The 25,837-nt window shown below is 38.8% G+C and carries 21 protein-coding genes; all 21 read right to left on the bottom strand.

What is annotated here, in order from left to right:
- Nucleotides 1–169 precede the first annotated feature (169 nt).
- The 21 genes from BLP81_RS02385 to ruvB all read right to left on the bottom strand — a co-directional run bounded on the left by BLP81_RS02385 (nt 170) and on the right by ruvB (nt 25,784).
- Nucleotides 170–1,072, bottom strand: a complete 903-nt coding sequence (locus BLP81_RS02385) for a DMT family transporter (RefSeq protein ID WP_093365238.1) — start codon at nt 1,070–1,072, stop codon at nt 170–172.
- Nucleotides 1,065–1,418: an arsenate reductase family protein gene (locus BLP81_RS02380; protein ID WP_093365236.1), complete on the bottom strand. Its 354-nt coding sequence runs from the start codon at nt 1,416–1,418 to the stop codon at nt 1,065–1,067. Before BLP81_RS02380 ends, BLP81_RS02385 begins: the two co-directional genes overlap by 8 nt.
- Nucleotides 1,419–1,609: 191 nt before the next feature.
- On the bottom strand, nt 1,610–3,082 hold the full coding sequence (locus tag BLP81_RS02375; protein ID WP_093365233.1) for an SLC13 family permease: 1,473 nt from the start codon (nt 3,080–3,082) through the stop codon (nt 1,610–1,612).
- Nucleotides 3,083–3,151: 69 nt separating this feature from the next.
- On the bottom strand, nt 3,152–3,397 hold the full coding sequence (locus BLP81_RS02370; protein ID WP_093365230.1) for a hypothetical protein: 246 nt from the start codon (nt 3,395–3,397) through the stop codon (nt 3,152–3,154).
- A gap of 12 nt (nt 3,398–3,409) precedes the next feature.
- Complete coding sequence (locus tag BLP81_RS02365) at nt 3,410–3,949, bottom strand: DUF420 domain-containing protein (RefSeq protein WP_093365226.1); 540 nt, start codon at nt 3,947–3,949, stop codon at nt 3,410–3,412.
- A 90-nt stretch (nt 3,950–4,039) separates the two neighbouring features.
- Nucleotides 4,040–4,714 (bottom strand): SCO family protein, encoded by a 675-nt coding sequence (locus tag BLP81_RS02360; protein ID WP_093365223.1) that lies wholly within the window; start codon nt 4,712–4,714, stop codon nt 4,040–4,042.
- Nucleotides 4,714–5,352: a hypothetical protein gene (locus BLP81_RS02355; RefSeq protein ID WP_093365220.1), complete on the bottom strand. Its 639-nt coding sequence runs from the start codon at nt 5,350–5,352 to the stop codon at nt 4,714–4,716. Before BLP81_RS02355 ends, BLP81_RS02360 begins: the two co-directional genes overlap by 1 nt.
- A gap of 74 nt (nt 5,353–5,426) precedes the next feature.
- Complete coding sequence (locus BLP81_RS02350; protein ID WP_093365218.1) at nt 5,427–5,792, bottom strand: cytochrome C oxidase subunit IV family protein; 366 nt, start codon at nt 5,790–5,792, stop codon at nt 5,427–5,429.
- A gap of 28 nt (nt 5,793–5,820) precedes the next feature.
- Nucleotides 5,821–6,804 (bottom strand): cytochrome c oxidase subunit 3, encoded by a 984-nt coding sequence (locus BLP81_RS02345; protein ID WP_093365215.1) that lies wholly within the window; start codon nt 6,802–6,804, stop codon nt 5,821–5,823.
- 44 nt (nt 6,805–6,848) lie between these two features.
- Nucleotides 6,849–7,415, bottom strand: coding sequence for a cytochrome c oxidase subunit 3 (locus BLP81_RS02340; RefSeq protein ID WP_093365211.1), 567 nt, complete (start codon nt 7,413–7,415; stop codon nt 6,849–6,851).
- Nucleotides 7,406–8,308 (bottom strand): heme o synthase, encoded by a 903-nt coding sequence (cyoE, locus tag BLP81_RS02335; protein WP_093365208.1) that lies wholly within the window; start codon nt 8,306–8,308, stop codon nt 7,406–7,408. Before cyoE ends, BLP81_RS02340 begins: the two co-directional genes overlap by 10 nt.
- A gap of 80 nt (nt 8,309–8,388) precedes the next feature.
- A complete protein-coding gene (locus BLP81_RS02330; RefSeq protein ID WP_093365205.1) occupies nt 8,389–10,458 on the bottom strand; it encodes a gliding motility protein RemB in 2,070 nt (689 codons plus the stop codon).
- Nucleotides 10,459–10,558: 100 nt separating this feature from the next.
- Entirely contained in the window at nt 10,559–11,278 is a 720-nt protein-coding gene (locus BLP81_RS02325) for an energy transducer TonB (protein ID WP_093365203.1), read from the bottom strand.
- A gap of 50 nt (nt 11,279–11,328) precedes the next feature.
- Nucleotides 11,329–11,736 (bottom strand): VanZ family protein, encoded by a 408-nt coding sequence (locus BLP81_RS02320; RefSeq protein ID WP_176752668.1) that lies wholly within the window; start codon nt 11,734–11,736, stop codon nt 11,329–11,331.
- Complete coding sequence (gene gcvH, locus BLP81_RS02315; protein WP_093365199.1) at nt 11,705–12,082, bottom strand: glycine cleavage system protein GcvH; 378 nt, start codon at nt 12,080–12,082, stop codon at nt 11,705–11,707. The genes BLP81_RS02320 and gcvH overlap by 32 nt, the downstream gene beginning before the upstream one ends.
- A 12-nt stretch (nt 12,083–12,094) precedes the next feature.
- On the bottom strand, nt 12,095–19,273 hold the full coding sequence (sov, locus tag BLP81_RS02310) for a T9SS outer membrane translocon Sov/SprA (protein ID WP_449421129.1): 7,179 nt from the start codon (nt 19,271–19,273) through the stop codon (nt 12,095–12,097).
- 65 nt (nt 19,274–19,338) lie between these two features.
- A complete protein-coding gene (ruvA, locus tag BLP81_RS02305) occupies nt 19,339–19,920 on the bottom strand; it encodes a Holliday junction branch migration protein RuvA (protein ID WP_093365195.1) in 582 nt (193 codons plus the stop codon).
- 91 nt (nt 19,921–20,011) lie between these two features.
- Entirely contained in the window at nt 20,012–22,297 is a 2,286-nt protein-coding gene (locus BLP81_RS02300; RefSeq protein ID WP_093365193.1) for an NADP-dependent malic enzyme, read from the bottom strand.
- A gap of 202 nt (nt 22,298–22,499) precedes the next feature.
- A complete protein-coding gene (gene queG / locus BLP81_RS02295) occupies nt 22,500–23,426 on the bottom strand; it encodes a tRNA epoxyqueuosine(34) reductase QueG (protein ID WP_093365191.1) in 927 nt (308 codons plus the stop codon).
- A 3-nt stretch (nt 23,427–23,429) separates the two neighbouring features.
- A complete protein-coding gene (locus tag BLP81_RS02290) occupies nt 23,430–24,752 on the bottom strand; it encodes a cytochrome P450 (RefSeq protein WP_093365189.1) in 1,323 nt (440 codons plus the stop codon).
- Between the two features lie 9 nt (nt 24,753–24,761).
- Nucleotides 24,762–25,784 (bottom strand): Holliday junction branch migration DNA helicase RuvB, encoded by a 1,023-nt coding sequence (ruvB, locus tag BLP81_RS02285; protein WP_093365187.1) that lies wholly within the window; start codon nt 25,782–25,784, stop codon nt 24,762–24,764.
- Between the last annotated feature and the right edge of the window lie 53 nt (nt 25,785–25,837).

Below are 25,837 nucleotides of genomic sequence, written 5' to 3'. Positions count from 1 at the left end.
GAGTTGTTATTTGTGTTTGACATGTGAAATACTTGCACAACAGTTTCCTGGTAATCTCTAAAAAGACTGAGCTTTAAACCAGTTTAAATTATTTGGCTAAACGCCAAAAGAAACAAGGTGAATGCAGCTCATCTGACTCCATTACCTGGAAGGCAGAAATCAAAAAAAACTAAGCCTTAGCCCTTTTTCTGGCGGGGTTTTTACTGACCATAAAAACGCCCAGAAAGACGAGAATCGAGGCTACTATTTTAAGAAAATTGAGTTGATCTGCTCCAGAAATAATGGCAAAGGCAATGGCTATAACAGGCTGCAGATAGGTGAATACGCCTATGGTGGAAGCCGATAAATGTTTAAGTGCAAATATATTGAGGAGATAGGTCGTAAATGTAGTTCCCAGAACCACAAAACCAATTCGCCAGAGCGCTGAAAAGGGCATATTCACCCAATCAACCGCCTGAAATTCTGCCCAGCCTATGGGTAAATTGATTAGGATAGCCGTTAAAAACAACCACCGCATTAATGTAATGGGATGATAGGTTTTGGTAAGTGGCTTGGCCACAATCAAAAACATACCGTAGGACAGAGCATTGATCAATAGCAGGGTATTGCCTAAAGGAATGTTTGGTGCACCCAGTTTCTGCTGCACTCCAAAAAGAATGAGTGTGAGACCGCCAAACAGTCCTAGAATTGCACCTGAACCTTTTAAAATTGTTATTTTTTCTCTTATCAAAACAGCCGAGAGTATAAATACCAAAATGGGTGTAATGGTAACAATCACGGAGCTATTGATGGGGGTTGACAAGCTAAGTCCTTTGAAGAAAAAAAGCATGTTGATCACCATTCCAAAGACAGCACTTAAGAGGAGTCTGGGCCAGTGTTCAGGCTTTATTTTTTCATTCTTAATAAAAAGGCTTACAAACCAAAACAAAATACCGGCTCCAAGCACGCGAATAACGATAAACCCAAACGGTTGAACATAAACAGGCATCAGGCCTTTGGCCAAAGTATGATTGATTCCAAAAATTGAAGTCGCTACTAAGGCAGCTAAAAGGGCTAAGACGCGTTTACTCATTGAACAGAGACTTCAAGGCATCCACAGTATGCTTGTCGTTACCTATGAAAATTTTATCCTCAATGATGAAGATAGGTCTTTTTAAGAATGTGTAGTGGGATAAGATGTAAGATTTGATTTCTTCTTCAGATAGATTTTCATCTTTCAGGCCCTCTTCTGTATATTTTTTGGCTCTCTTATTGAGCAAAATCTCATAAGATCTGGTGTGTTTGTATAACCACTCAAGATTTTCTTCAGAAATGTGTTGCTTTTTGATATCTTGAAGCACCACATCTTCCGGTAAAGATAATTTTCCAAGGATTCGCTTGCAGGTATCGCAAGTAGAAAGGTAAAATACTTTTTTCATAGGAGGAATTCTCTTGGGGGTTTTAAATATTAGTCACTTATAAATTTAAGAAGGAATCGGAATTACAGGCTTATATTATAAATCACATTTGCAGAGACAAATTTAATACGGAAACACAGCATTTCACAAAGATTTCCATTAATTATAACTTTATTTCTTGTTGATAGCAAAAAGCCTTTCACTAATGCCTCTTATTTTTTCAAAACTTCCGGAAATTCCAATGTCTCTAATCCAAAAGCATAAGGCATAAAGAAGTAAACGGCAAGTGTTATGAAAATGATAGAAATGATATTCATCAAAAATCCTTTTTTTACCATATCTGAGACTTTAAGGTAGTTGGAGCCAAAGACAATCGCATTAGGTGGAGTAGCCACAGGAAGCATAAACGCACAGGAAGCAGATAAGGTAACCGCTATCATAACAAAATAAGGGTGCATATTAAAACTTAAGGCCACAGGAGCTAAAACGGGAAGTAACATCGCTGTAGTAGCAAGATTGGAAGTAACTTCGGTAAGGAAGTTAACCAAGGTTGCTACTGCTAAGATGAATACAATAAGAGATAGACCTTCGAAAAGTGAGATTCGTCCAGCAATCCAAGTGGCGAGTCCGGTTTCTGTGAAGCCTTTGGCTAAAGCCATACCTCCTCCAAAAAGAATAATTATTCCCCAGGGTATTCTTACAGCTTCTTTCCAGGTCAATAGCATTTTACCTTTTCTCTTTTTTGAAGGAATTAAAAACAAAAGTAAAGCAGCACAAACAGCTATAATAGTATCATCAAGTCCAGGAATGATTTTTTCTAAAATTCCTCTAAAAATCCATGCTAAGGCAGCAAAAAGGAAAACCAGACCTACCATTTTCTCTTCATAAGAGAATTTTCCTAACTTCATAATCATCTCTTTGATTTGAGATTTACCTTCAGAAAATTTGGTGCTCTTAAGTTGAAAAGCAATCCCTGTAAGATACTTCCAACAAATAAGAAGTAAAATCATAGAAACTGGAAATGCAAAGACCATCCATTCAAAAAATCCAATTTTAATACCGTAGGTATTTTCCAGGACACCGGCTAAAACCAAGTTTGGCGGTGTACCAATCAGTGTGGCTATTCCTCCAATGGATGCACTATAAGCTATAGAAAGCATCAAGGCTTTGGAGAAATAAGACGTTGATTTATCCTGGATTTGATTTTGCTCATTGATTTGGTTGGTAATGGCAATAGCAATGGGAAGCATCATCACAGTAGTTGCTGTATTGGAAATCCACATCGATAAAAATGCAGTGGCCAGCATAAAACCCAAAATCAAAAAAGAAGCTTTAGATCCAATGGCTTTAATAATGTGAAGAGCAATTCTACGATGTAAATCCCATCGTTCTATGGCAACAGCCAAAACAAAGCCACCCAGGTATAAAAACACATATTTGTGACCGTACTGCGCGGTAGTTTCAGAAATAGATAAGACATTAAATAAAGGGAATACAATTATGGGGATAAGTGCTGTCACGGCAATGGGTACGACTTCAAAAACCCACCAAATCGCCATCCAAATGGTGATACCTAAAAGCATGAAACCACTTTGGCTTAAGCCTTCCGGCGGCACAATGTATTGAAATAAAACAAAAACTAAAGGCCCTAAAATTTTAAAAACAAAGGCTTTAAACTGCTTCAATGAATTGTTTTTTGAAATTAATCGTGTTTCAAAAAAATTATATAGGTTAAATCAAAAAATACTAAATGATCATTTAGCAGTCTTTTCTTCTTCTTTTTTCTTTTTTTGAAAGGATTTATAAACGAAATATAAGACCCCAAAAACCAAAATGTAAGGAAAGGCCATAAGATAAACGATCCCGTCATTGATAGCCTCTGCCTGTCCTGTATCCTGTTCAGATTCCAGAACTGCCCTGCACATAGAGCATTGAGAAGTAGAATCCCAAACTACGAGGAGCATCAGTACTAGTGTTACTATTATTTTTTTCATCTTCATCAGCTTTCAAAGTTAATAATAAGGCAGCATAAACAAATATACCAATACACCGGTGATGGCGACATACATCCAGATAGGAAACGTCCATCTGGCGATTTTTTTGTGTTTACTGTATTCTCCGGTCAATCCCCTATACATGGTAAATAAAACAAGAGGAATGATAATAGCAGAAAGAGCGATATGCGTAATCAGAATAAAAAAGTAGACGTATCTCAGCATTCCCTCACCGCCATAGGGCACAGGTTCGTTGCTAATCTTGGAGATGACATAACTGACCAGAAAGAGCGCCGAAAGCCCAAAAGCAGTAATCATGACGTTTCTGTGAGCGATTTTCTTGCCGTTCCTTATAAAGGCATATCCTAGAAACAAAAGTATGGCTGTCATACCATTGATCAGCGCATGGAAGAAGGGAAAGGAGCCCACTTCCAGACCTAGTAAATCGTATCGTGTCGGGAGATTCATAAGAACAACGACAACGACAGGAACAACGACAGATAAGCCAATGATAATCGGCACTATTGTTCTATCGGATTTTGATAAAGTAGCTTTCATGTGCTGGCTTTTATTTTCTATAGGGTGACATTTAATGATTAAAACAATCCTTACAACATCTGTTCACGGATTATTTGAATCGGTCTGATTTCATTTTAAAAGGATTCCAATATCTTCTATTAACATATCTATCTGCTGGGTTTCATGGCTCTCCCCTGACGTTTCATCTCTTGGCACTGAGCCCTGGTAAAAAATTATCGGATTTCCTGCCTCATCCGTTCTGCTTCGGATATAGCCTTCCTGGTCTATTAAGGCAAAAAAGCCTGAATGTTCAAATCCTCCTTCCGCATTTTCAGATTCCTGAGCATATATATTAAACCCCTGGTTAGCTAAGGTGTAGATTTCATTTTTATCTCCTGTTAAGAAGTTCCAGTGAGGGTGCTTTACCCCCAGTTCTTCGGCGTAATCCTTTAAAACCTCCGGAGTATCATGTTCCGGATTTATAGTGATGGATGCTATGCCAAAATCCATATTGCCATAAAACTCGTCCTGAACTTCAAGTAAGTTTTCGTTCATAACAGGACATATCGTTGGACATGTAGCAAAAAAGAATTCCACAACATAGACTTTGCCTAAATAATCTTCGCTGGAGATCGTATCTTTATTTTGATTTATCAACTCAAATTCAGGCACTTTTTTGCGCTCGCCATCAATTTCGATATAAACCAGGCTTTCTTCAGAATTTCGGGATAATATTTCGCTCACCACCCAAATTCCGAACACTAAAACCACCAGCGATATACCTACGTAAGAATACTTCTTCATCAATTTTTCTGCCTTTGTGCATTATTTTTTTTAAGAGCGAATCTATATTCAGCCAGGATGATTTTTACATCATCGTTCATCTTGTCGCTTACCTCTTTAATATTACTGAGATCATAAGCGTATTTGGTGCCTTCATCCTCATCATCGCTGCGCCCTCTTAAATTCATTTTTTTATCGATGATAAAGGCATAATTAGAAGATAATTTATCATCCAGTTTCAGATCTGAATCCAGGCTGTTGAATAAGTCCTGAATTTTTTCATCTTCGAGTTTCAGAAATAACCATTCGGAGGCATCGGAGGTGCTATTGATTTCATTTTTGAAGGTTTCGATATTTTCTTCAGAATCTAATCCCGTTACCGTGACCACCTGAAAGTCATCGAATTCGTGATAACGGTCATAAATTTTTTCCTTCATATTGAAAGCGTGGACTTTCTTGATGTTGAAATCATTTCCAAAAAAAGTAAGAATCGTAATTTTATTGTCAAAGGTGATCTCTTCGGTTTCAAAGGTCTTCAAAACCGACAGGTCTTCGTTAAGAACAGGGAGTTTCCCAAAAGAATTGATTCCACTAGAAAAAAACAAATAAGCCACCAGCGGGAGTACAAATAAGACCGTAAGAACAATGTACTTTTTCATAATGTAAATATTTGCAAAATTAAAAAAGGCGGTTCTATGAAACCGCCTTTTGAAATATATTTAACCTTTCTTTTTTAGAAATCCCACGTCATGTAGCTGTTCTCATAAATATCATGGATATAATCGCCCTCAATCAATAAGATAGCTATCAGGTAACTGATAAGAAAAACAGCAGTCCAGACAACTACTCGTCTTAAACTTGCCGTTTCATGTTCCATGTGCATGAAAGCCCAGACAATATAGTAGGCTTTAACAATGGTAAGAATAATAAAAATCCAGTTGAGCAGGGTTAAAGAAACCAAGTCATTATAAACCAGGAAGTCTGGTTTGAAAATACCTAAAACAACCTCCACTATGGTTAATACCGACAAGATGATAAAGACTTGCCAGATTCTTTTTTTTGCTCCTGAGTGTTCTCCGTGCGTTGTATCGTGTGCCATTAGATTATAAATTCAAAAGTTTAATAAATTATACGAGATAGAAAAAGGTAAATACAAATACCCAGACCAAATCGACAAAGTGCCAGTAAAGTCCTACTTTTTCTACCATTTCATAACTCCCTCTTTTTTCGTAAGTGCCTACCAGGACGTTAAAAAATACGATGATGAGAATGATGACTCCAGATAAGACGTGAAATCCGTGAAAACCGGTAATGAAAAAGAAAAAGTCGCCAAATAATGGAGCACCATATTCATTTTCTTTCATATTAGCCCCTTCAACAACATTTACACCTGAGGTGTTCAATTTTGTTAAAGAATTTTCCCGGTTTAGTATTTCTTTTTCACCAGGTGAAACAATTTCCATGGTCCTTACTCGGAGGTTGGGGTTTGCAGCAAAACCGGTCTTAACATCTTCGATGGATAAAGGATTATATCCATCTTCACCTCTAAACCATACGCCTTTATTCTCTATGTGTTTTGTTCTGGTAACCGGTGCCGCTGAAGCAAAATCATCCAGAGCGACCCGCTCTCCATCTGCATCTACAAACTGAATAATTCTACCGCTTTTAGTTTGCACGGCTCCATATTCGCCTTGAATAAAGTTTTTCCACTCCCAGGCTTGCGCACTTAAGAAGATAATACCTCCCAAAATGGTTAAGGCCATATAGGTGGTGACTTTATTCTTATTCATCTGATGACCAGCGTCCACAGCAAGAACCATGGTTACGGAAGAAAGAATCAAAATGAAGGTCATCAAAGCCACGTAATACATAGGTGCATCTACCCCATGTAAAAAGGGAAAGTGATTGAACACCTCATCTGCAATAGGCCATTCATTGATATATTTAAATCGGGTAAAACCATAAGCTGCCAAAAAACCTGAGAATGTAAGTGCATCAGAACTGATAAAAAACCACATCATCAATTTTCCATAACTTGCTTTTAGAGGTTGTTCTCCTCCTCCCCAAATTTTTCCTTCGGTACCTGTTTTCGCAACGGTAGTAGCTTCCATAAAAATCAAATATTAATATTGAACAAAAATAGACAATTTTATCATTATCTAAAGAAATATAAAAACAAAAAGAGGTAAAGCCAGAGCCCGTCTACGAAGTGCCAGAAAGCAACACCCAACCGCATTCCCAACATATTCCCTTTCGAGTATTTCTTTTTAAAATGATTATAAATTACGACACAAAGCACGATAAGCCCGGCGAGTACGTGAACCACATGGGCCATAACCAGGACATATATAAAGGACATGGTAATGCTGCTGGCACTTCCGGTAAAATAATAGCCGGCTTCCACGATTTCATTAAAACCGATGAATTGCATAACAACAAAGGAAACGCCCAGAATAAAAGTAGCGACAATCATAGCAGTAGACCTGCTGTAATCGCCTTCAGCAGTAAATTTTTTAGCCAAATGAAAAGTGATGCTACTTATAAAGATCACCAGTGTGCTCCAGATAAAAACTTCTGGCAACTGATAATCGGTGAGCCAGTCCGGACGGTTTTTACTTACGACGTAGGCACTCGTAAGACCTGCAAACATCATCCCCATACTTATGATGCCAAACCACATCATCATCATCCGCGCTCGTTTGTGTTTCTCGTCTAAAGCCATAATCTTATATATTTATCTAAAACGTAAATTATTTGTATTAAAGTGATATAGGACACACTTGCCAGCATAAGCTGCCTAGCATCTTTAGTTTCTCTGTTCTTAAAAAGCTTTATCGCATAATACAACATCACCAGTCCAAGAATGAATATTAAACTTGCAGAAACAATGGAGAGTTTTAGATCTCCTGTAATTCCCAGTACTGGTACTACTGAAACTATAAGTGTCCAAATCGTGTAAAGTATAATTTGAATAGCTGTCCCTTTATCTCTTTTCCCTGTCGGCAACATAAAAAAACCACCCGTTTTATAATCGTCATATAACCACCAGCCTAAAGCCCAGAAATGGGGAAACTGCCAGAAAAACTGAATCATAAATAAGGTGCCTGCTTCTATTCCAAAAGAACCAGTCGCTGCTACCCAACCCAGCATAAAGGGAATAGCTCCAGGAAAAGCCCCCACAAAAACAGAGAGGGGTGTCATCGTTTTAAGAGGGGTATAAACACTGACGTAAAGAAAAATGGAGATAGCCCCAAACATCGCAGTAATCGGGTTAATCACAAAAAGCAGCAATAATCCAACTACAGTGAGTAATGAAGCGATAGCAAAAGCCGTATTCACGCTCATAGATCCCGAAGGAATAGGGCGGTTTTTGGTCCTTTTCATTTTAGCGTCCAGGTCTTTTTCTATAATCTGATTGAACGCATTGGAAGCGCCAACCATGGCATAACCTCCTAAAGCTAGCAGGACTAAATTTCCAAAATGGAATTCGTCTATTCCCAGTAAATACCCAGCTATTGAAGAAAATACAACACTTAGTGCCAGTCTAAATTTTGTAAGTTCTTTGAAGTCTTGTATCCAGGAAAATAAGTGTGTATATACTAAGGAATTGGACAATACTCAAAATTTTTGCGAAGATACGGTTAAAAAGTTTTTTTTAGGAAGCAGACGTTCGTTAATGTTTACTAAGAATTAACTTAGTAATCATAATACCAATTAAAGATATCTGTTCTGAAGCCAAGATTTAACCAGGTGGTCGTTCTGTCAGAGTTGAGCGCTGTGTTTTGGGAAACATCAAGCTTACGATGTATGAGACTAATATAGGCTTTAAGGTTGGTCGTTGGATTCACAATGAAACCGGCTTCAAATTCTCCATAATAGGAATTAGCCCTGTTCCCCTGTCCTATTGTGATGCCTTCATCTGCAATTCTCAGCCTCTCATCACCCAGTAAATCTGTGCCATAAAAAGGATTGTTATCTGCGTTGGTTTCAAAACCGCGCTCTCCGAAAATAAATTTTGCATGACCATAAAACCGATCTTTTTTATAGCGTGTGATGAATAAAAATTCTCTGAAATTCGCACCCCAGAGATGAGCCAAAGGTTGGTTGTCATTCGTATAATGAACAGTTAATGTATTATGAGAGTAGGTGTAAGGTCTAACCTGGTTATATTCCAACTGAAAGAAAAGGTTATTTACATTGAATGCATTCGCATATTTTACACCCATTTGGAATCCAAATTTATTGGTCCAACTCTTATTTCCCGCCCGTACTTCATCTACAGAAAACTCATCGATGATAAGTTGACCATAGCTATTGATGCGATCAGTCCATTTGTATTTATAGCTCAGGCCTATTAAAGATGTGCCGGATCTTGATCCTGTACTGTACTCCACCATATTATAAAATAATACGGGATTTAATAAGTTCCAATCGAATCCCCGATTAGGCTCACTTTCAATCAAAACCGATTCAAATAATCCAATATTTAAACGTTTAGTGACATTATAACTCAAATAATGGGTAGCCATATACTTGGTCAGAAACGCACCGCCTTCAGTGGTTGTATTAGGATTTCTTAGCGATGACCAGATATTTGTGTATTCAAATTTCCAAAAATTTGTTTTCAGTTTAAAATAGGCGTGAGGGCTTGGAGTATCACTCAAAAACAAGGAGCGGTATCCGTCACCGATAAAATTTTTCCCTCGACCAAACTGAATATTCATAAAATCTGCAAGGTCATAAGAAAGATAGCCTTCTACCACGGGATAATCAAAACCATCCCTGTACGGCTCTCCTATACCTCTTCCAGGAATACTAACCTGAGAGGTATTAGCTCTGCCCCTATCAATAGCTAAATCATTGAAATAGCCCGCAAATTTTCCCTGACTTTCATAAATCACGGTATAAACGTTAAATTTCTTACCCAATCCAGCCTGTAGAATACCAGCTCGGGTATTGTTATAGGTAGTTATTTCGCCTTCAAAATCTCTCCCAACCTGCAAGTCTGCCCCAATATCAAAAGTAAACCAGTAATTTTCTCCTTGGATTTGAACTGTATTTTCGTTAAAAAATTTTCTTCCAAACCAAGATTCTTTGTCGTAAAACAGATCCTGATTTCGTTCTTCTAAATTATAATAAGGTTTTATTTCAGTATAACTGTAGGGTTTGGAAGCTGTATGGGCATTTGTACCAATCTTATCCATATGGGGTATAAACCTATTATAAAGTTCGTGAGAGAGCGGAATGTTTAAGCCACTGTTGTATTGTGGATAAGTGAATTTTTTTGTTTGTATGTTTTCGTATTCGCTTTGATAACTTTCTAAGGGTTTTTCCTTTTGAATAGCTTCCTTTTGAAATGAGGATTCTGTTAGGGGTATTTGAAGGGGCATTCTAAACTGCACATAAGTTGGAGCGCCATTATACGTAGCAGGTGAAATTTCCGGCAAAGCCTTAAAAACTCTTTCCAGCTCTTCATTTAAAACCTTGTATTCTGAATTCACATACAGCACTTGAAATTCACCCTCAGTATCTACTTCAAAAATAACTGTAGCTAAACCTGTATAGTTTTCAGAGGAAATGACAGCAGGTTCCTGGTAATTGGAAAGAATAAAGGACTTAAGCTGCTCTTTAAAACAAGTTTCTTTTTCCGACTTGAGCACAGTTTCACAGGCTGGAAAAGTAGGGTAGTTTTCTGTTTTGGAAACAAAGTTTTGTCCTGAAGCCATAAAACCAAATAAAGCCAAAACAAAAGGAAGAAATTTCATAATAAGGAGATTGAAAAACAATACAAATGTGATTTAAAAATAGCAATAAAAAAAATCCCGAATATGATATTCGGGATTTTGATACTATATTTAAAAGAAATTAATCCTGTACTTGAAAAGTAATAGGCAGCGAATAAAGCACGCCAACATTTTGACCCCTCTGTTGTCCAGGTTTCATTTTAGGTAATTTTTTAATCACACGTTCACCTTCAGATTGAAGTCTTGGGTGAGGCGCTCTCGCAGCAACATTCACAATATTGCCTTTTTTATCAATTTTAAATTGAACATAAACTCTATTGATACCGCTTAAGCCCAAATCTGCAGCAAGACCAGTATCAAAATTTTTATTGACAAATTCACTGATTTTCTTACTCATGCATTGCTTACGCTCATCATTGGTGTTCAAGCCTTCACAGCCTGGAAAAATAGGCACACTTTCGATAACAGCGAAAGGGACATCACCTATTTCTTCTTCCACTTCTTCTACCTCTTCCACCTCAACGATTTCGTTTTGGTCGGTTTCCGTAGATTCTATGATCACCTCCTCAACTTCTGCATCATCTTCAACAACCTCAATTACTTCAGGAGCTGGGGGTGGTGGTGGAGGTGGGGGTGGTGGGGTTTTTTGTATTTCTGTAATAGGCACATCTTCTTCTTCAAGCATGTTAAGATCTACAATGCCAGTATCAATGGCTTCTCTATCGTAAGTTTTCCATTCTATCATAGTCAAAGTAATTGCAAGAACAACTACAAGGCCAATCTGAAAAAACAAAAGACTTCTTTTAGTAAGATCTTTTTTTGGGTTCTTTTTTGGTTCCATATTCTTATTTTAAATAGGTTACTAAAGTATAAAAAAAATGAAATCTACTTTCACTTTGAATTTATATTTTCAAAAATTCTTTTCCCGAAGAATTGAAAACACAGATAACTTAAAATTATTCCAATGCTATTGGATAAAATATCATAATAATCAAAGACCCTTATATCGGTCAAAAGTTCTTGAAATATCTCAATAACAATGCCAAATGTAAGAATTCCTAAGGAAATTAAGATATTTGATTTGAAGCCTCTCGATGTAAAAGGCTTCAATGCTATTAACCAAATGGTATTCAACAGAAAATAAGCCGCTAAATGATAGAACTTATCTTCATATTCAACTTTAAGTTTTGGCAGGCTACTTATGTCTGCTAAGGATAGATATCCTATCATAAGCGTACAAAATATAGCAATAGGCAAAAGCATTTTGCTATTCAATATGAGACTTGTAAGTTTCTGCATCCATTAATTCGTCTACCTCGTCCTGATTTGCAATTTTCATTTTGATCATCCATCCTTTCCCGTAAGGCTCTTCGTTTACCATTTCTGGCTCATCTTCGAGCTCTTCGTTAAATTCAAGAACTTCACCTGTAAGTGGCAAATACAGATCAGATACAGTTTTTACAGCTTCTACCGTTCCGAATACCTCATCCTTGTCCAAAGTCTCACCAATGGTTTCGACTTCAACATATACGATATCTCCAAGTTCGCTTTGAGCAAAATCAGTAATACCTATGGTTGCAGTTTCTCCATCGATTTTAATCCATTCGTGATCTTTTGTGTACTTTAAATTATTTGGTACATTCATTTTAAGTTGTTTTTAATTTCCAAAATTATATCTCAAGGTTACTCCTGTCCTAATTGTAGTTTGAGGAAATATCGTCGAGATTGCGTTTTGCGAAAATACATGATCGTAGAAAAATAACGCCGTTAAATTTTTAGTAAATGCATAATCCGTGACAAAATTTATAGACCAAATGTCCTGACCTGAGGTTACACGGTTGCTCAGCACATCAAGACTTCTTATAATTGTTTCGTTTCTTCTCAGAGAAACATCAGCTTTAATATTCAAATCACTACTTAAAACCCGACGGTTACCTTCAAATTGAGTAACTATGGTAAGGTCTTTTACTCTATACCCTATTCCTACAACATACTCATCACCTTGCATTTCGGTCAATAGGTTGTTATTGAAACTCAATGACAAAGCTCTGTCTTTTCTAATTTCAGCAAGGATGCTCAGTGAGTTTTTCATTTCAAAATCCAACTTAACCAAGGGGCTATACTCTTCTATAAGATTCACATTCGAAACAAAAAATTCCGGTCTAAAGTTTCCATCTGCATCTCTGTTGAAATCTCCATAAGGGTCTCTTCTGTTATATTCTAAATTGGACTGGAATTGATTTATCGTATAAGTTGATCTGTACCCGTGCTGTACTGAAAACCGGTTGAAATTTTCCTTAAACCAGGTCAGTCTCATCAAACCGGTATACTGCAGCTTCCATCCCGGAATAGGCAGGTCTCTAAATGGACTTAAATTTTCACTTTCTGCATCGGTTCCGGTATAAGCAGATAAAAAAGAGGGGAGTAATACGGCCTGGCTGGTCCTGCCAAATCCCACTGGAAAACCATTCTCATCAATATTATCAGGGTTATTTAAATCAATACCTGCCTGTTCTGAAAGCCTGAAGGCTATACTTAGCCGGTTTTCTTTAAATTGTTCAAAATTTTCAGAAAAATCACTGGTACTGGTGCTAAAAGAAGTACGCATCATGTTGGCCGAAATACTGAAATTCCCAAAGGTATTTGGAATGATAGAACTATAGGCCATAGTTCCAGGATCTACCTTAAAGTTTTCTGTATACGTCTCAGAATACATTCTATTCGCAATCAAATCTACAGTCAGACCAGGCAAAAGTTTCAATCCCGCTTGGATATCGAGTTGCTGGTTATCGGTACTTGTATACTGTTCATTAAAATCCTGATACATCGTAAGCCAGCCTTTCCTGGCCGCTTCTCTCCTGACGTCATTTTGACTTCCAAACGTAAAACCTGCTGTTGGTTTTAAAGTCCCTCCAAACCCAACATCATTGGTATAGCCCGGCAAAAAGATTCCTTTGGTTTCAGAATAATTTATCTGTACTCTACCCAAAGCTGTTACTAGTCCTATAAGCGTGTTCAAAGCTTTATCTCCTGCGCTAAGCTCACTTACACTTTCTTCAGCAGAACGGCCCTGATTATCATCTTGAGCCTGTCTCACCCCACCTCCTCGTCTTCTGCTTGTATTTCTTTTGATTTCAGCTGAATTTTGAATTCTCTTTTTGGTCAATCCCAAATATGAATATAGAGTTGACATGTTCAAATTTCCATTGATCTGGTGAGTTGCTGAGTTTTGAACAGAATTCCCCAAATCTGGAATTCCATCCAAGTCTCTTAAAATCTCAGACCCTTTTGTCCAGAGGAAATCCCCTGTATATGAATACTGGGTTTGAATAAACTTTAAGAATGGAATTTTACCAAAAGGCAGCGTATAATTGAGTTGAAGCTGCTGGTAATGCCTGTTTGGAATTCCCACATCAAAGAAGTCATCAAAAATACCAATGCTGTTGTCCTGAATATTATTTTCATCGATGTAATTTCTTACAATCCTATTTGTTGAAGCATTAAAATTAAAATTTAAGGCCTTGGTTAGGCTATAATCTATCGCATACTGCCAGTCTAGAAAGTAATTTCTTTGAAACAGTTTCGGAGTCCCTATACTTCCGGGAGGAAGGTTAAATTCTCTGTACCTCAACTCATTGTACTGCCGATTTATATTGGCACCTCCCGTAATGCTATTGGGCAGTAGATTTACATTAAAGTCCTTGAAAATAGCAAAATAAGGGCTTTTAAAGAGGCTTATATTCTCAAATGGTTTTATCTCCAAAGGCCGAAGGTTATAGGCATAGGTCAAGGCTGCATCCACATTTTGATCTAATGACTGTTTGATTTGAAAATCCCTGTAATTAGTTTCATTATAACTTCCAGAAAAAGTGAAATTTTCTACATCATACGGCATAGGTTTCCTTTCCGCATTGGTTCTGTCTTTGCGCAGGCCAATAAGGCTTACGCCTTCTCTAAGGGTATAGGTTTCTGCCTGCTCTTGAAAATCTGCCCTATTCGCCTCATCGGCCGTGTTTTCTAAAAGAGTTTCCAGCTCCAAATCTCCATATACTGGATCAAACTGCGGGGTTATTAATTCTTCACCTCTGCTATAGCTGACAGGGATTTTGACACCCCATTGTTTTGGTAATACTTGCCCCAGGTTCAAACCCGTGACTACATCATACTGTTTAATATTCTCCCTGCTTCTCTGGTTTGGGCCTTGATCAATGGTTCCAAAACCTATTGTAGATCTTCGACCGCTTGCAGATATATTGGCAAAGTCGGCAAAATTGGTGTCCATATTTAGAACTGCTGCCCAGCCTCCTTCATTTTTCAATCCAGAAAGCCTTAGCTCATTAAACCAAACTTCACCAGAAACGTTTCGATTGCTGGAGTTTTTTAGACCAAGCATAATTACTCTCACATTACCAAAGCTTGGATTCCCTATAATTCCAACTTTGACTCCTTCATTGAAACTGCCATCCACTAGATTCATGGATTTATCAAAGTAATTGAGCTCGAGATTACTCAGGTTATCATCTCCAAGTACCCTAGACTTGATCTGCTGAAGGAGATCTAAAGGTAAATTCAAATCATTTTCCAAAGGCCAGACCCCTCTTGGAGAAAAATCTTGCGGATCTGAAACTTTTAAAGGAATTTCGATTTGATAATAGTTATTGGTAAAATCAATGCCCATTCTTATAAAGGCCGTCAGCTCATCATCCTGAAGTTGAGCGCTGGGGGGCGACAGGGATTGCGCATGCAGGTACATTTCCAAACGCTCATATTGTCGCATATCTATTTGATAATTTTTGAAAACGCCCCTAGAATCCTGAGGTTCCAGGCCTTTCACCCTCAAGGCAAGAGACTTTTCATCTTCTCTTATAGCCACATTATTGTTGACTAATTCTTCTCTTAAAACTCCTGGAGGTGTTACATAATTGGATGTATTCTCTTCGCTTACAGCTTCCGAAAAGAATCTTGTATTGCCAACTCTGGGGTTAGATCCATCCGGTAAAATAGGTAGATCATAATCGAAATAATCCCCTCTAACTAGCTCTAGTGTTCCAAATCTCAGGATAGTTTCCTGATCAAAATCTGTCATAAACATCCTCATGAATCTTACAGATCTTAAATCGCTTATTCCTCCTAAAGCAAATTCCTCATTCGTTCTGAGCGGAACTCTAAACTGAATCCATCTCGCCTCAATCTGCTCTCCATTTTGAAGTGTAGCTATGACTTCCTGAACGTCTGTAATATAATCTGTATCTATTCCTGCAATAGAACTTGTATTATTCTCTACACTCATGTTTGGAAAGACAGGAACTTCATATTCGAAGTAACTGTCGATGGTGTTCATGGTGTTATCCAAATTTACATCTTCAACATCCGGAAAAACAGAGTTCCCCCTCCTGTTTTCGGTCACAATCACAGGATTATTCCCTTCGGCACCGTTGAATTGTCTATAGCGATTCAGGATATCCCCTTCTCTATTTAAATAATATTGATAATCATCATTGGAAGGATCTTCAAAATTGGCAAAATCAGGAAACTTCGTCGCTTCATCTTCATTGATCAATCCATCAAAGCCTACATCCTGGTTAATTCGTTCCTGTCCTTCTGTATCGAAAGCATAAACCAAAGACTGATTGCTAGGTACTTTTCCGAAATTGGTAGAAAACGTATTTGAACTTCCGCCATCTTCAGGTAATCCGTTTTCAAATTGCTTTCTCCCATCCTTTAAAATATCTTCTGTGATACTTCCAAAATTGAGCACTACTTTCCCCCCGTTATTTCCTGCATTTTCAGGGTAAATAAACGGATCCATGACCCAGAACTCCACATATTCCACATTGGATTGCTCAAAATCCGTGGTTTGCAGTCCTCTCATTATTCCACCATAATTTTGTTCCGGATTGGGAAGTCTTCCATCGTTGCTCGCTGCTGGATTATAGTTATACATTCCTCTTTCACCAGGTCTGAAGACTAGATCTAAGGGGAATAAGGTTTGAATTTGCCCTGGAACAATATCAATATTTGGAAATATTTCATTGATGGGAATACGCCTGGAATAATATTGAGACAGGTCTTCATCTGTCACATCTCCGGGTCTCTGTGTGCTATAAAAAATAGGGTCTATGGTGTACCAATTTAATTTTGCTCTAAAATCATTTACACTTAAGTCGTTGTTAGCATCGAAATTTCCGTCAACATCCTTAGGTCCCCGGTATCCAATTGGAGAACTTGCTAATTTCCAGGCGGTTGGATCTATGATTGAAATAGAGGTTTGGGACCCCTCAAAATCATCTACATAACTCGTAGCTTCACCTTCAAAATTATTGGCCTGGGGTGAGCCTGGCAGTAAGTAAGCAAACTCTCCTCTCAGAGAAAAATTGGACTCTACATCCGTATCAACATTCGGAAGTTTATTGACCAGCCTGGTAAAAAAGGGAACCTGCGTATTATAATTGAAATTAACCCCAAAAATACTGTTGTTTACGGGCTCAGTTCCAAAATCTGCTTTTTGAGTGATTGGTCTTTCGTTCAAATTCAAAAATGTTCCGCCAAACAACAAGTCTTCGCTAAACCTATGCTGTACATCTATTCCTGTAAACCGTTTGGTTTGCCTTCCAAACACGGCATTGTTCTCTGTCGACACCTCAATTGGTATATCAGAAGCCAGTAAAGCCTCATCAAGAATATTGACTCTGCCCAGCTCATAATCTACCGTATAGTCGATTCCCTCTTGTAAGATTCTTCCTCCGGCGGAAACCCTTACAGATCCACGTGGAACATTAAAGGCTCCTATAGGGATTCCCCCTGCATTCGCAGATTTATACCGCCCAGACAGGCGAAATTTATTTTTTTCCGCTCCTTCTTGCTGAGCTTGTGTTTTGGTTGTCCTGTAAAGACTTCTGAAAACGTACTGGGATTGATTATCGTTATAAGTGTCAGGATTTGCATAGTTTTCTGGACCAGAGGCTGGGGTAAGATCTAACTTATTGAAGAGGTATTCCCCAAAGGGTTCTACTTTGGTAAATTTCAAAACCCCATTTTGGGGATCTATGGTGATATTAGGAACAAAATCAAAAAACCCGTCTCCTCCATTAACAGGATCGTTGTTAAAATTCAATCTATCCAAATCAAATACCTGCAAAAGATTGGTCTCCCTGACATCTTCCGGGAGTGGAATAGAACTTTCCGGAGCTTGACTAATAAAATTAACCGGCTGCGGATCAGCGTATAAAATATTAAGACTAAATCCTTCCTGTTCTAGATCTAAGGCCCCCAGATCATAGAAGTTTTTCATCATCAAGTCCCAAACTGGCTCTTCAACGAATGTGACAGGGCTTTTAAGAAGCTTTACAATCAAGTTTTGGTTGAGTGCTATTTGCTCACCTTCTACTTCAGGGTTTACCTGAGTTCCAGTTGCGGCAGGGCCCCCATTACCAAACTCTCCAACTTGAAAAACCCTTCCATCAGTTGTCGTATATTCATAAGCAACCCCGAGAACTTCATCGTTATTTAAACGCTGATTCAAAGAGATATATCCCAATTGCGTATCCAGATAATATTCGTTGGGTTGTAATTCTCTAGCATTTTCCAAAATAGCATAATCCCGTCCCTCGGAAACGTAAGGCTGCGCCGCTCCAAAACCTTGCTGTACAGTAGCAAAATCTCTTATTTGACTGGTTAATGTAGACTGACCTCTTATACCAATACCTCTGGGATTGAATAAGTTGTTGGGGTTATTCGGCCTTTCGTTTGGATTCAAAATAAAATTAGGAACTGGCGATATGATGGGATTGCCTGAATTATCTTTAAGAAGACCCAAATTCTCCGGAGAACTTTCACCGAGATCCTGTATAGCGACAATATTTCTTGAGCTGGAAGTGGTTTGAGAGTTATTGGTTCTGTTGGTTACCCAGACCTGAATTCTGGTAATTTGAATCCTGCTATTGATGAAAGGATAATTATTTAGGGAAGTATTGTATTGATCTCTAAAATAATGTGACAGGAAAAAATGCCTGTTAACATCATAATCCAGAACAAACTTATCGAACTCTCTAACTCTTGCGCCTCCCTGAATGTTCACACTTTGCCGCTCTGAATTTAACTCTGAAAAGACTCCGGTTATGGTCGTTTTTCCAAATTGGAGTTGCGTTTTAACCCCGAATAAACTTTGTGAACCTTGAATAAGCGAGCTATTAGTGGTCATTTGAACATTCCCTACCTCGATTTTTTGAATGATATCATCTTCAGTAGGAGTATATTCCAATTTGATTTGATTCTGAAAATCGAAAGTAGACTGAGTATCATACTCAGCATTGACCTGAAGCCGTGTTCCTACTCTAGCTTGCATGCTCAAGCTTATCTGCTGGTTAAAGTCGAAGGTGAGATTACTTTGATTTCTAGGGGAGAGCGCGGGATTGTCCTGTTTGCTATAAAGTATCCCCATATCCACAGCAACCGAACCCCTTGGGATTACCTCGATTTCATCACTTCCAAAAACAGACTGAAAGAAAGAATTATTCACATAAAAAATCGGAATTAAGTTCTTTTGACTTTCTTCATCGCCCTTTCCAAGAGCTGCATCAGACTTCTCCTTGAAATAAGCCTTCATTTGTTCTTCAAGCACTAAAGCCTCAAATTCTTCAGGAGTAAGAACTATCGGATACTTGATATTCACAGAACCAATTTTTTCGGTATAAATGTATCTATCCAAAACAGCATCATACTCATATTTTGTTATGATACTTGCAGGGTTGGGCATAGTTATTTCCCCAAAGGAAGCTCCTTTTGAAATAGAGTCTTGTTCTTCCTGAGCATAGGCTTTCACTGTTAACAATGAAATAAAAACTAGGAATACGAGTGGACTAAAAGATGGATTAAAAGCTTTTTGAGTAAACTTCAAGAGTTTTATAGGTTTTTTAAGGCCAGTTTGATTATCTCTTCAACGTTTGCATTTGGATTATTATTACAAATTCTAGTAATAATTTTGCCAGATTGTTTTCTGGTATAGCCTAAAGTTTCTAAAGCTGACAAAGCTTCTTCTTTATTGGCATGACTTGGGGACTGCAGAATTTCTGTCAAAGCTTCTGTGCTTTGCATTTTATCTTTGAGATCTAAAATAACCCGTTGAGCAGTTTTTTTACCAATGCCTTTTACGCTTTGGATCGTCTCTGTATCTTCAGTAGAAATCGCTTCGATAACTTGCTCTGAGGTAAGTGATGACAGCATGACGCGTGCGGTACTGGCCCCGATTCCAGAGACGGAAAGGAGCTGCCTAAACACTAAGCGCTCTGCTTTATCTATAAAGCCATAAAGCGTGTGTGAATCTTCTTTAACCTGAAGGTGGGTATAAATCGTGATTAATTCCTCGTCTTTTAAACGCGAAAAGGTATGAAGTGAAATATTCACTTCATACCCTATTCCATTGCAGTCTACAACGATATGTGTTGGGTTTTTTTCTAAAAGTTTCCCTCGAAGCTGAGTAATCATCTTAACTTAATTTTAGGAATCAAATGTAACAAAATTAAGTTAAGAACTTAAAGGCTGAATACGTTTTAAAGCTTCTGCAACCAAAACAATTCTAAACCGATTTTCGCTTGCTTTTTTGCTGGGCATCTACGACTGCAACAGCAGACATATTTACCATTTCATCCACACTTGCGCCAAGTTGAAAGACATGGGCGGGTTTATTGAGTCCCATTAAAATAGGCCCTATAGATCCTGCGCTATTGAGCTCCTTCAATAATTTATAGGTGCTGTTTGCAGAATCCAGGTTTGGGTAAATAAGCGTATTGACTTTTTTTCCATTCAGTTTTGAAAACGGAAATTTATCCATTCTCATTTTTTTATTTAACGCAAAATCCACCTGCAATTCTCCGTCAACTGCAATTTCAGGGAAATTTTTATGCAAATAGTCTACAGCTTCTTTTACTTTTGAAGCATTGGGATTTTTGGAAGACCCAAAATTGGAATAGGAAGCCATGGCAATCACAGGATCTATACCAAACATCTTCACGGTTTTGGCTGTCATCTGTGCTATTTTGGCCAGCAAAGTAGCGTCTGGATTTATATTGATAGATGTATCGCTTATGAAGATTGGACCGCGTTTTGTATTCATCAAATTGGTAGCTGCGACACTGGAAATTCCGCTTTCTTTACCGATCAACTCTAATATAGGCTTTAGGACAGAAGGATAAGCTCTGGAGTATCCGGATAACATCGCATCAGCATCTCCATTTTCTACCATCATCGCCGCAAAGTAATTTCGCTCTCTTATCAGCTTTTTGGCATCGTAAAACGTTACTCCCTTTCGGCCTCTCTTTTTCCATAAAGCCTCTGCGTATTGATACCTTTGTTCCCGTTCTTCATCAGACTTTGGATCGATGATTAGGATATCCTCTCCCTCAAATTCAATCTCATGCATCAATTCTAAAATCACATCTCTTCGCCCAAGGAGAATGGGAGTCGCTATCTTTTCATCATACACCTGCTGAGCAGCTTTAAGAACGTCTAAATGATCGGCCTCTGCATACACAATGCGTTTCGGATTTTGCTTCGCCCGGTTGATGAGAAGTCTGGTGATTTTATCTTCACTTCCCATCCTTTCCAGAAGGTCTTCTTTGTAAGCCTCCCAGTCTTCGATAGGATTTTGTGCCACACCAGACTCCATCGCGGCTTTGGCAACGGCAGGTGGGATTTCGGCAATAAGACGAGGATCGAAAGGCTTTGGAATGATGTAATCCCTTCCAAAGTTGAGCCGGGTTTCTGCGTAAGCAATATTGACCTGCTCAGGAACGGGTTCTTTAGCCAGCCTGGCCAGTGCCTTAACAGCCGCCATTTTCATTTCTTCATTGATCTGAGTTGCTCTTACATCGAGTGCTCCTCTGAAAATATATGGGAAGCCCAGAACATTATTCACCTGGTTGGGATAGTCTGTTCGTCCCGTGGCCATTATCACATCATCCCGGGTTTCCAAGGCTAAATCGTAATCGATCTCCGGATCTGGATTGGCCATTGCAAATACTATAGGATTGGACGCCATTTTGGAAAGCATTTCAGGCTTAAGTACACCGCCTACAGACAGCCCAAGAAATACATCGGCATTCTCTACAGCTTCAGAAAGAGTCTCAACGCTTCTTGAGGTAGCAAATTCAGTTTGCTTTTCAGACAGGTCATCTCTTTCCTTATTGATGATTCCTGTACTGTCAAACATCAGGATGTTCTCTTTTTTCACACCAAGCAAGACATAAAGCTTAGTACAGGCAATGGCTGCAGATCCCGCACCGGAAACCACAACCTGTACCTCATCAATTTTCTTATCTGCAAGTTCAAGAGCATTCAAAAGAGCGGCTGCCGAAATAATCGCCGTTCCATGCTGATCATCATGCATCACAGGAATGGGCAATTCAGCTTTGAGACGCTCTTCGATTTCGAAAGCTTCCGGAGCTTTGATATCTTCCAGGTTTATCCCCCCAAAAGTGGGTGCTATATTTTTGACCGTCTCAATAAATTCATCAATATTTTTAGTATCAACTTCAATATCAAATACATCGATATCTGCAAAGATCTTAAAAAGCAGGGCTTTTCCTTCCATCACCGGTTTGGAGGCTTCCGCCCCAATATCACCAAGACCTAAAACAGCGGTTCCATTGGATATTACCGCAACAAGATTCCCTTTGTTGGTATATTTATAAGCATTTTGCTTATCCTTTTCGATTTCTTTACAGGGTTCTGCAACACCTGGAGAATAAGCGAGTCCTAAATCGCGCTGTGAACTGTGTTTTTTGGTGGGTACAACTTCAATTTTTCCTGGCCTTGGTTTTGCATGATATACTAAGGCTTCTCTTCGTTTTCTTGGTGAACTCATAGTGTTTTTATTACAACTAAAGCAGATTGTACTTTAGCTATTACGTAAAACAAAGGTAAGCCTTAAGAGTTATTTTGAAACAAATCCTTACTGATATTAGGATTGAAAGTTGAATACTAACAGCTTACTGAATAGACTTTGAGCTTAATTACAACATACTTTTCAGAAAAGGTAAAAGCTTAATAGTTTAGTATTCAGGTCTTTAACTGGATTGGATATAGTTGATATTTCTTTTTAAACCTTCAAACTTAGTGCGCTTGACTGCGGATTTTCTAAAGATGTCATTGAAAACATCTTTGGTGATTTCTTCCCAGTCTTTTTTGTCGTGGCTAAGCAAATCTGGATGAGGATTGAATAAGGGTTCGTTGTGGGCTTTGCTAAAACGGTTCCAGGGACATACATCCTGGCAGATGTCACAGCCAAACATCCAGTCTTCAAATTTATCCTCGTAGCCCGTGGGAATTTCGTTTTTCAGTTCTATCGTGAAATAAGAAATACACTTGCTGCCATCTACTTTATAAGGTTCATAAATGGCATCGGTAGGACAGGCGTCTATGCATTTGGTACATGTTCCACAGTGGTCTGTAACAGGTGTATCGGTTTCCAGTTCGATGTCCAAAATCAATTCAGCAATAAAGTAAAACGAACCGGTTTGTTTGGATAATAGATTAGAGTGTTTTCCCACCCAGCCAAGTCCGCTTTTGGCAGCCCAGGCTTTTTCTAAAACAGGGGCAGAATCCACAAAAGCTCGTCCGCCTATTTCACCGATTTCCGCATTGAGGGTATGCATCATTTCCTTCAGTTTGGACTTGATGACGTGGTGATAATCTCTGCCGTAAGCATATTTGCTGATTTTATAGGTATCCTCTCTTTGGGTTTCTGCCGGAAAGTAATTGTACAGCAGGGAAATCACACTTTTGGAACCTTCTACAAGTTTGGTAGGATCCAGACGCTTGTCGAAGTGATTTTCCATATACTGCATCTCCCCGTGAGCATTCTGCTTCAACCAGTGTTCCAGTCGCGGCGCTTCTTCTTCCAGAAATTCTGCCTTGGATATCCCACACGACAAAAACCCCAAGCGTTCCGCTTCAGCTTTGATGAGTTTGCTATAGTTTTCTTTTGGTGTGATAGGTTATCGTTTTGAGAATTTTACATAGGCATTCTTAGGCTTCAGACTTATCAAAGGCTGAATTTCGATTTCAGGTTTCACCTCTTCAATCCTATAGGTTTTTAAAAGTCGGTGAATGGCTAAAGTGATTTCATACATCGCAAAGTTATTCCCAATACACTTGCGCGGCCCTGCTCCAAAGGGAAAATAAAAATCACTTACACTCCTGGACTCGGCGAAACGCTCCGGTTTAAACTCGGTAGGTTTTTCCCAGTTTTCTGCATTTCTATGAATCTGATGGACGGAGAACAGCAAGTTGGTATGCTTAGGAATTTCAAAACCTTTAAAGACATCGGCTTCGATGTTTTGCCGGTCGATAAAATATACCGGCGGAAATAAGCGCATGGACTCTTCAATCACATGCTGTGTATACTGACTTTCCTTTAGGATATCAAAATAAGACGAGCTTCCCAAGCCCCGGATTTCTGACACCAACTTATCCTGAACCTCCTGCTTTTGACCAATCAGCTGGATCGTGAACGACAGCGCATTGGATGTGGTTTCATGTCCTGCTATAAACAGGATGAGAATTTCATCGATGAGTTGCTCTTCGCTCATTTTAGAGCCGTCTTCATACCTTAAAGCCATCAGCATATCCAAAAGGTCTTTTCCTTCCTGGTCAGCGTTTTCCCTCCTTTTGATGATGCCTAATAGCAAATCTCTAGCTTCCTGACTTAAGTTTAGATTACGCCGGAGTTCACCACTTAGTGTAAACCACCACTTTTTATAAGGCTGCCTTAATTCCTTGACCAGCATTTTTTGAGTTTCCTCGGTTATAAACTGTAATCTTGAAATTTCTTCTGAATTTATGGCATCGCTGAATAAGCTTTTCACCACCACTTTAAAGGCCAGATCATTGAACACGGGGAAAATATCTATGGTTTTATCCACTTCAATCCGATGCAGTTCCTTGTCTATAGCCTCTACCATAAAGTCTAAAAGCGTGTACAAGTTCTTTCTATGAAACGCAGGCTGAATCAGTTTCCGCTGAAATTTCCAGTTTTCACCTTCCGCGGTCAGTAATCCATGTCCCACATATTTGGCTAAATCCTTGGTTTGGATTTCTGTTTTTCTAAAGTTTTTTTGGTTGTCCCTCAAGGCATAAATCGCAAATTCCGGATCTCTGGAAAACACCACGGAGTTACCAAGGCCCAAATTCAATCTGAAGGTATCGCCTAGAGCTTCAAAATTTTTGTGATGAAAGGGTAATGGATTTTTTAAAATGCTACCCGCATGTTTAAAAAATTCTATAAAAGGGACTTCCGGAAGCTGTTTAAGACTATACATATCATTTGATTAAAATAAGCCACCCTGTTTGCTTTCTCTAAGCTTTCCAAGATGTTTATAGGCAGTATCGGTTACTTCTCTGCCGCGTGGAGTTCTGTTGATAAAGCCTTTCTGAATCAGAAAAGGCTCGTAAACTTCCTCAATGGTTTCTGCATTTTCACTTACCGCTGTAGATAAGGTTGAGAGCCCTACCGGACCTCCTTTGAATTTTTCTATGATGGTAAGCAGGATTTTATTATCCATATCGTCCAGCCCAAAAGCATCTACATTTAAAGCTTTAAGACTGTATTTGGAAATCTCCATATCGATTTTACCATTCCCTTTTATCTGAGCGAAATCTCTTACTCGTCTCAGCAAAGCATTAGCAATTCTTGGAGTTCCTCGACTTCTGCCTGCAATTTCGATAGCTGCTTCAGTGGTGATGGACACGCCAAGTATAGACGCACTTCTAAGTACAATGTCGCTTAAGAGTTCGGTTGTATAATATTCGAGCCGGCTGGAAATACCAAACCTGGCCCGCATAGGTGCTGTAAGCAAACCTGAGCGCGTTGTGGCGCCCACTAGTGTGAAAGGATTTAGATGGATTTCCACACTTCTGGCATTGGGCCCAGACTCTATCATGATATCAATCTTGAAATCTTCCATAGCAGAGTACAGATACTCTTCAACCACAGAGCTTAACCTATGAATCTCATCGATAAACAGGACGTCTCGCGGCTCCAGGTTGGTCAATAAACCTGCGAGATCCCCAGGCTTATCTATAACAGGACCGGAGGTGATTTTAATACCTGTCTGTAATTCGTTGGCCAGAATATGGGCTAAGGTTGTTTTTCCCAGTCCTGGAGGACCATGGAAAAGGGTATGATCCAGCGCTTCACCACGTAAATTGGCCGCTTTAACAAAAACCTGCAGGTTTTCTAACACATGAGACTGACCTGCAAAATCATCAAAAGAAAGGGGTCTTAAGGCTCTTTCTACTTCCTGATCCTGATTTGAAAGATTATCCCCGCTAGCATCTAAATTTTCATTCATAAAACAAAGATAAATAAAAAAGCCCCCAAGGAGTTTGATTCCTGGAGGCTTCT

The organism is Psychroflexus sediminis (assembly GCF_900099815.1).
GTDB lineage: Bacteria > Bacteroidota > Bacteroidia > Flavobacteriales > Flavobacteriaceae > Psychroflexus > Psychroflexus sediminis.
This window is presented reverse-complemented; position numbering and strand designations above follow the sequence as displayed.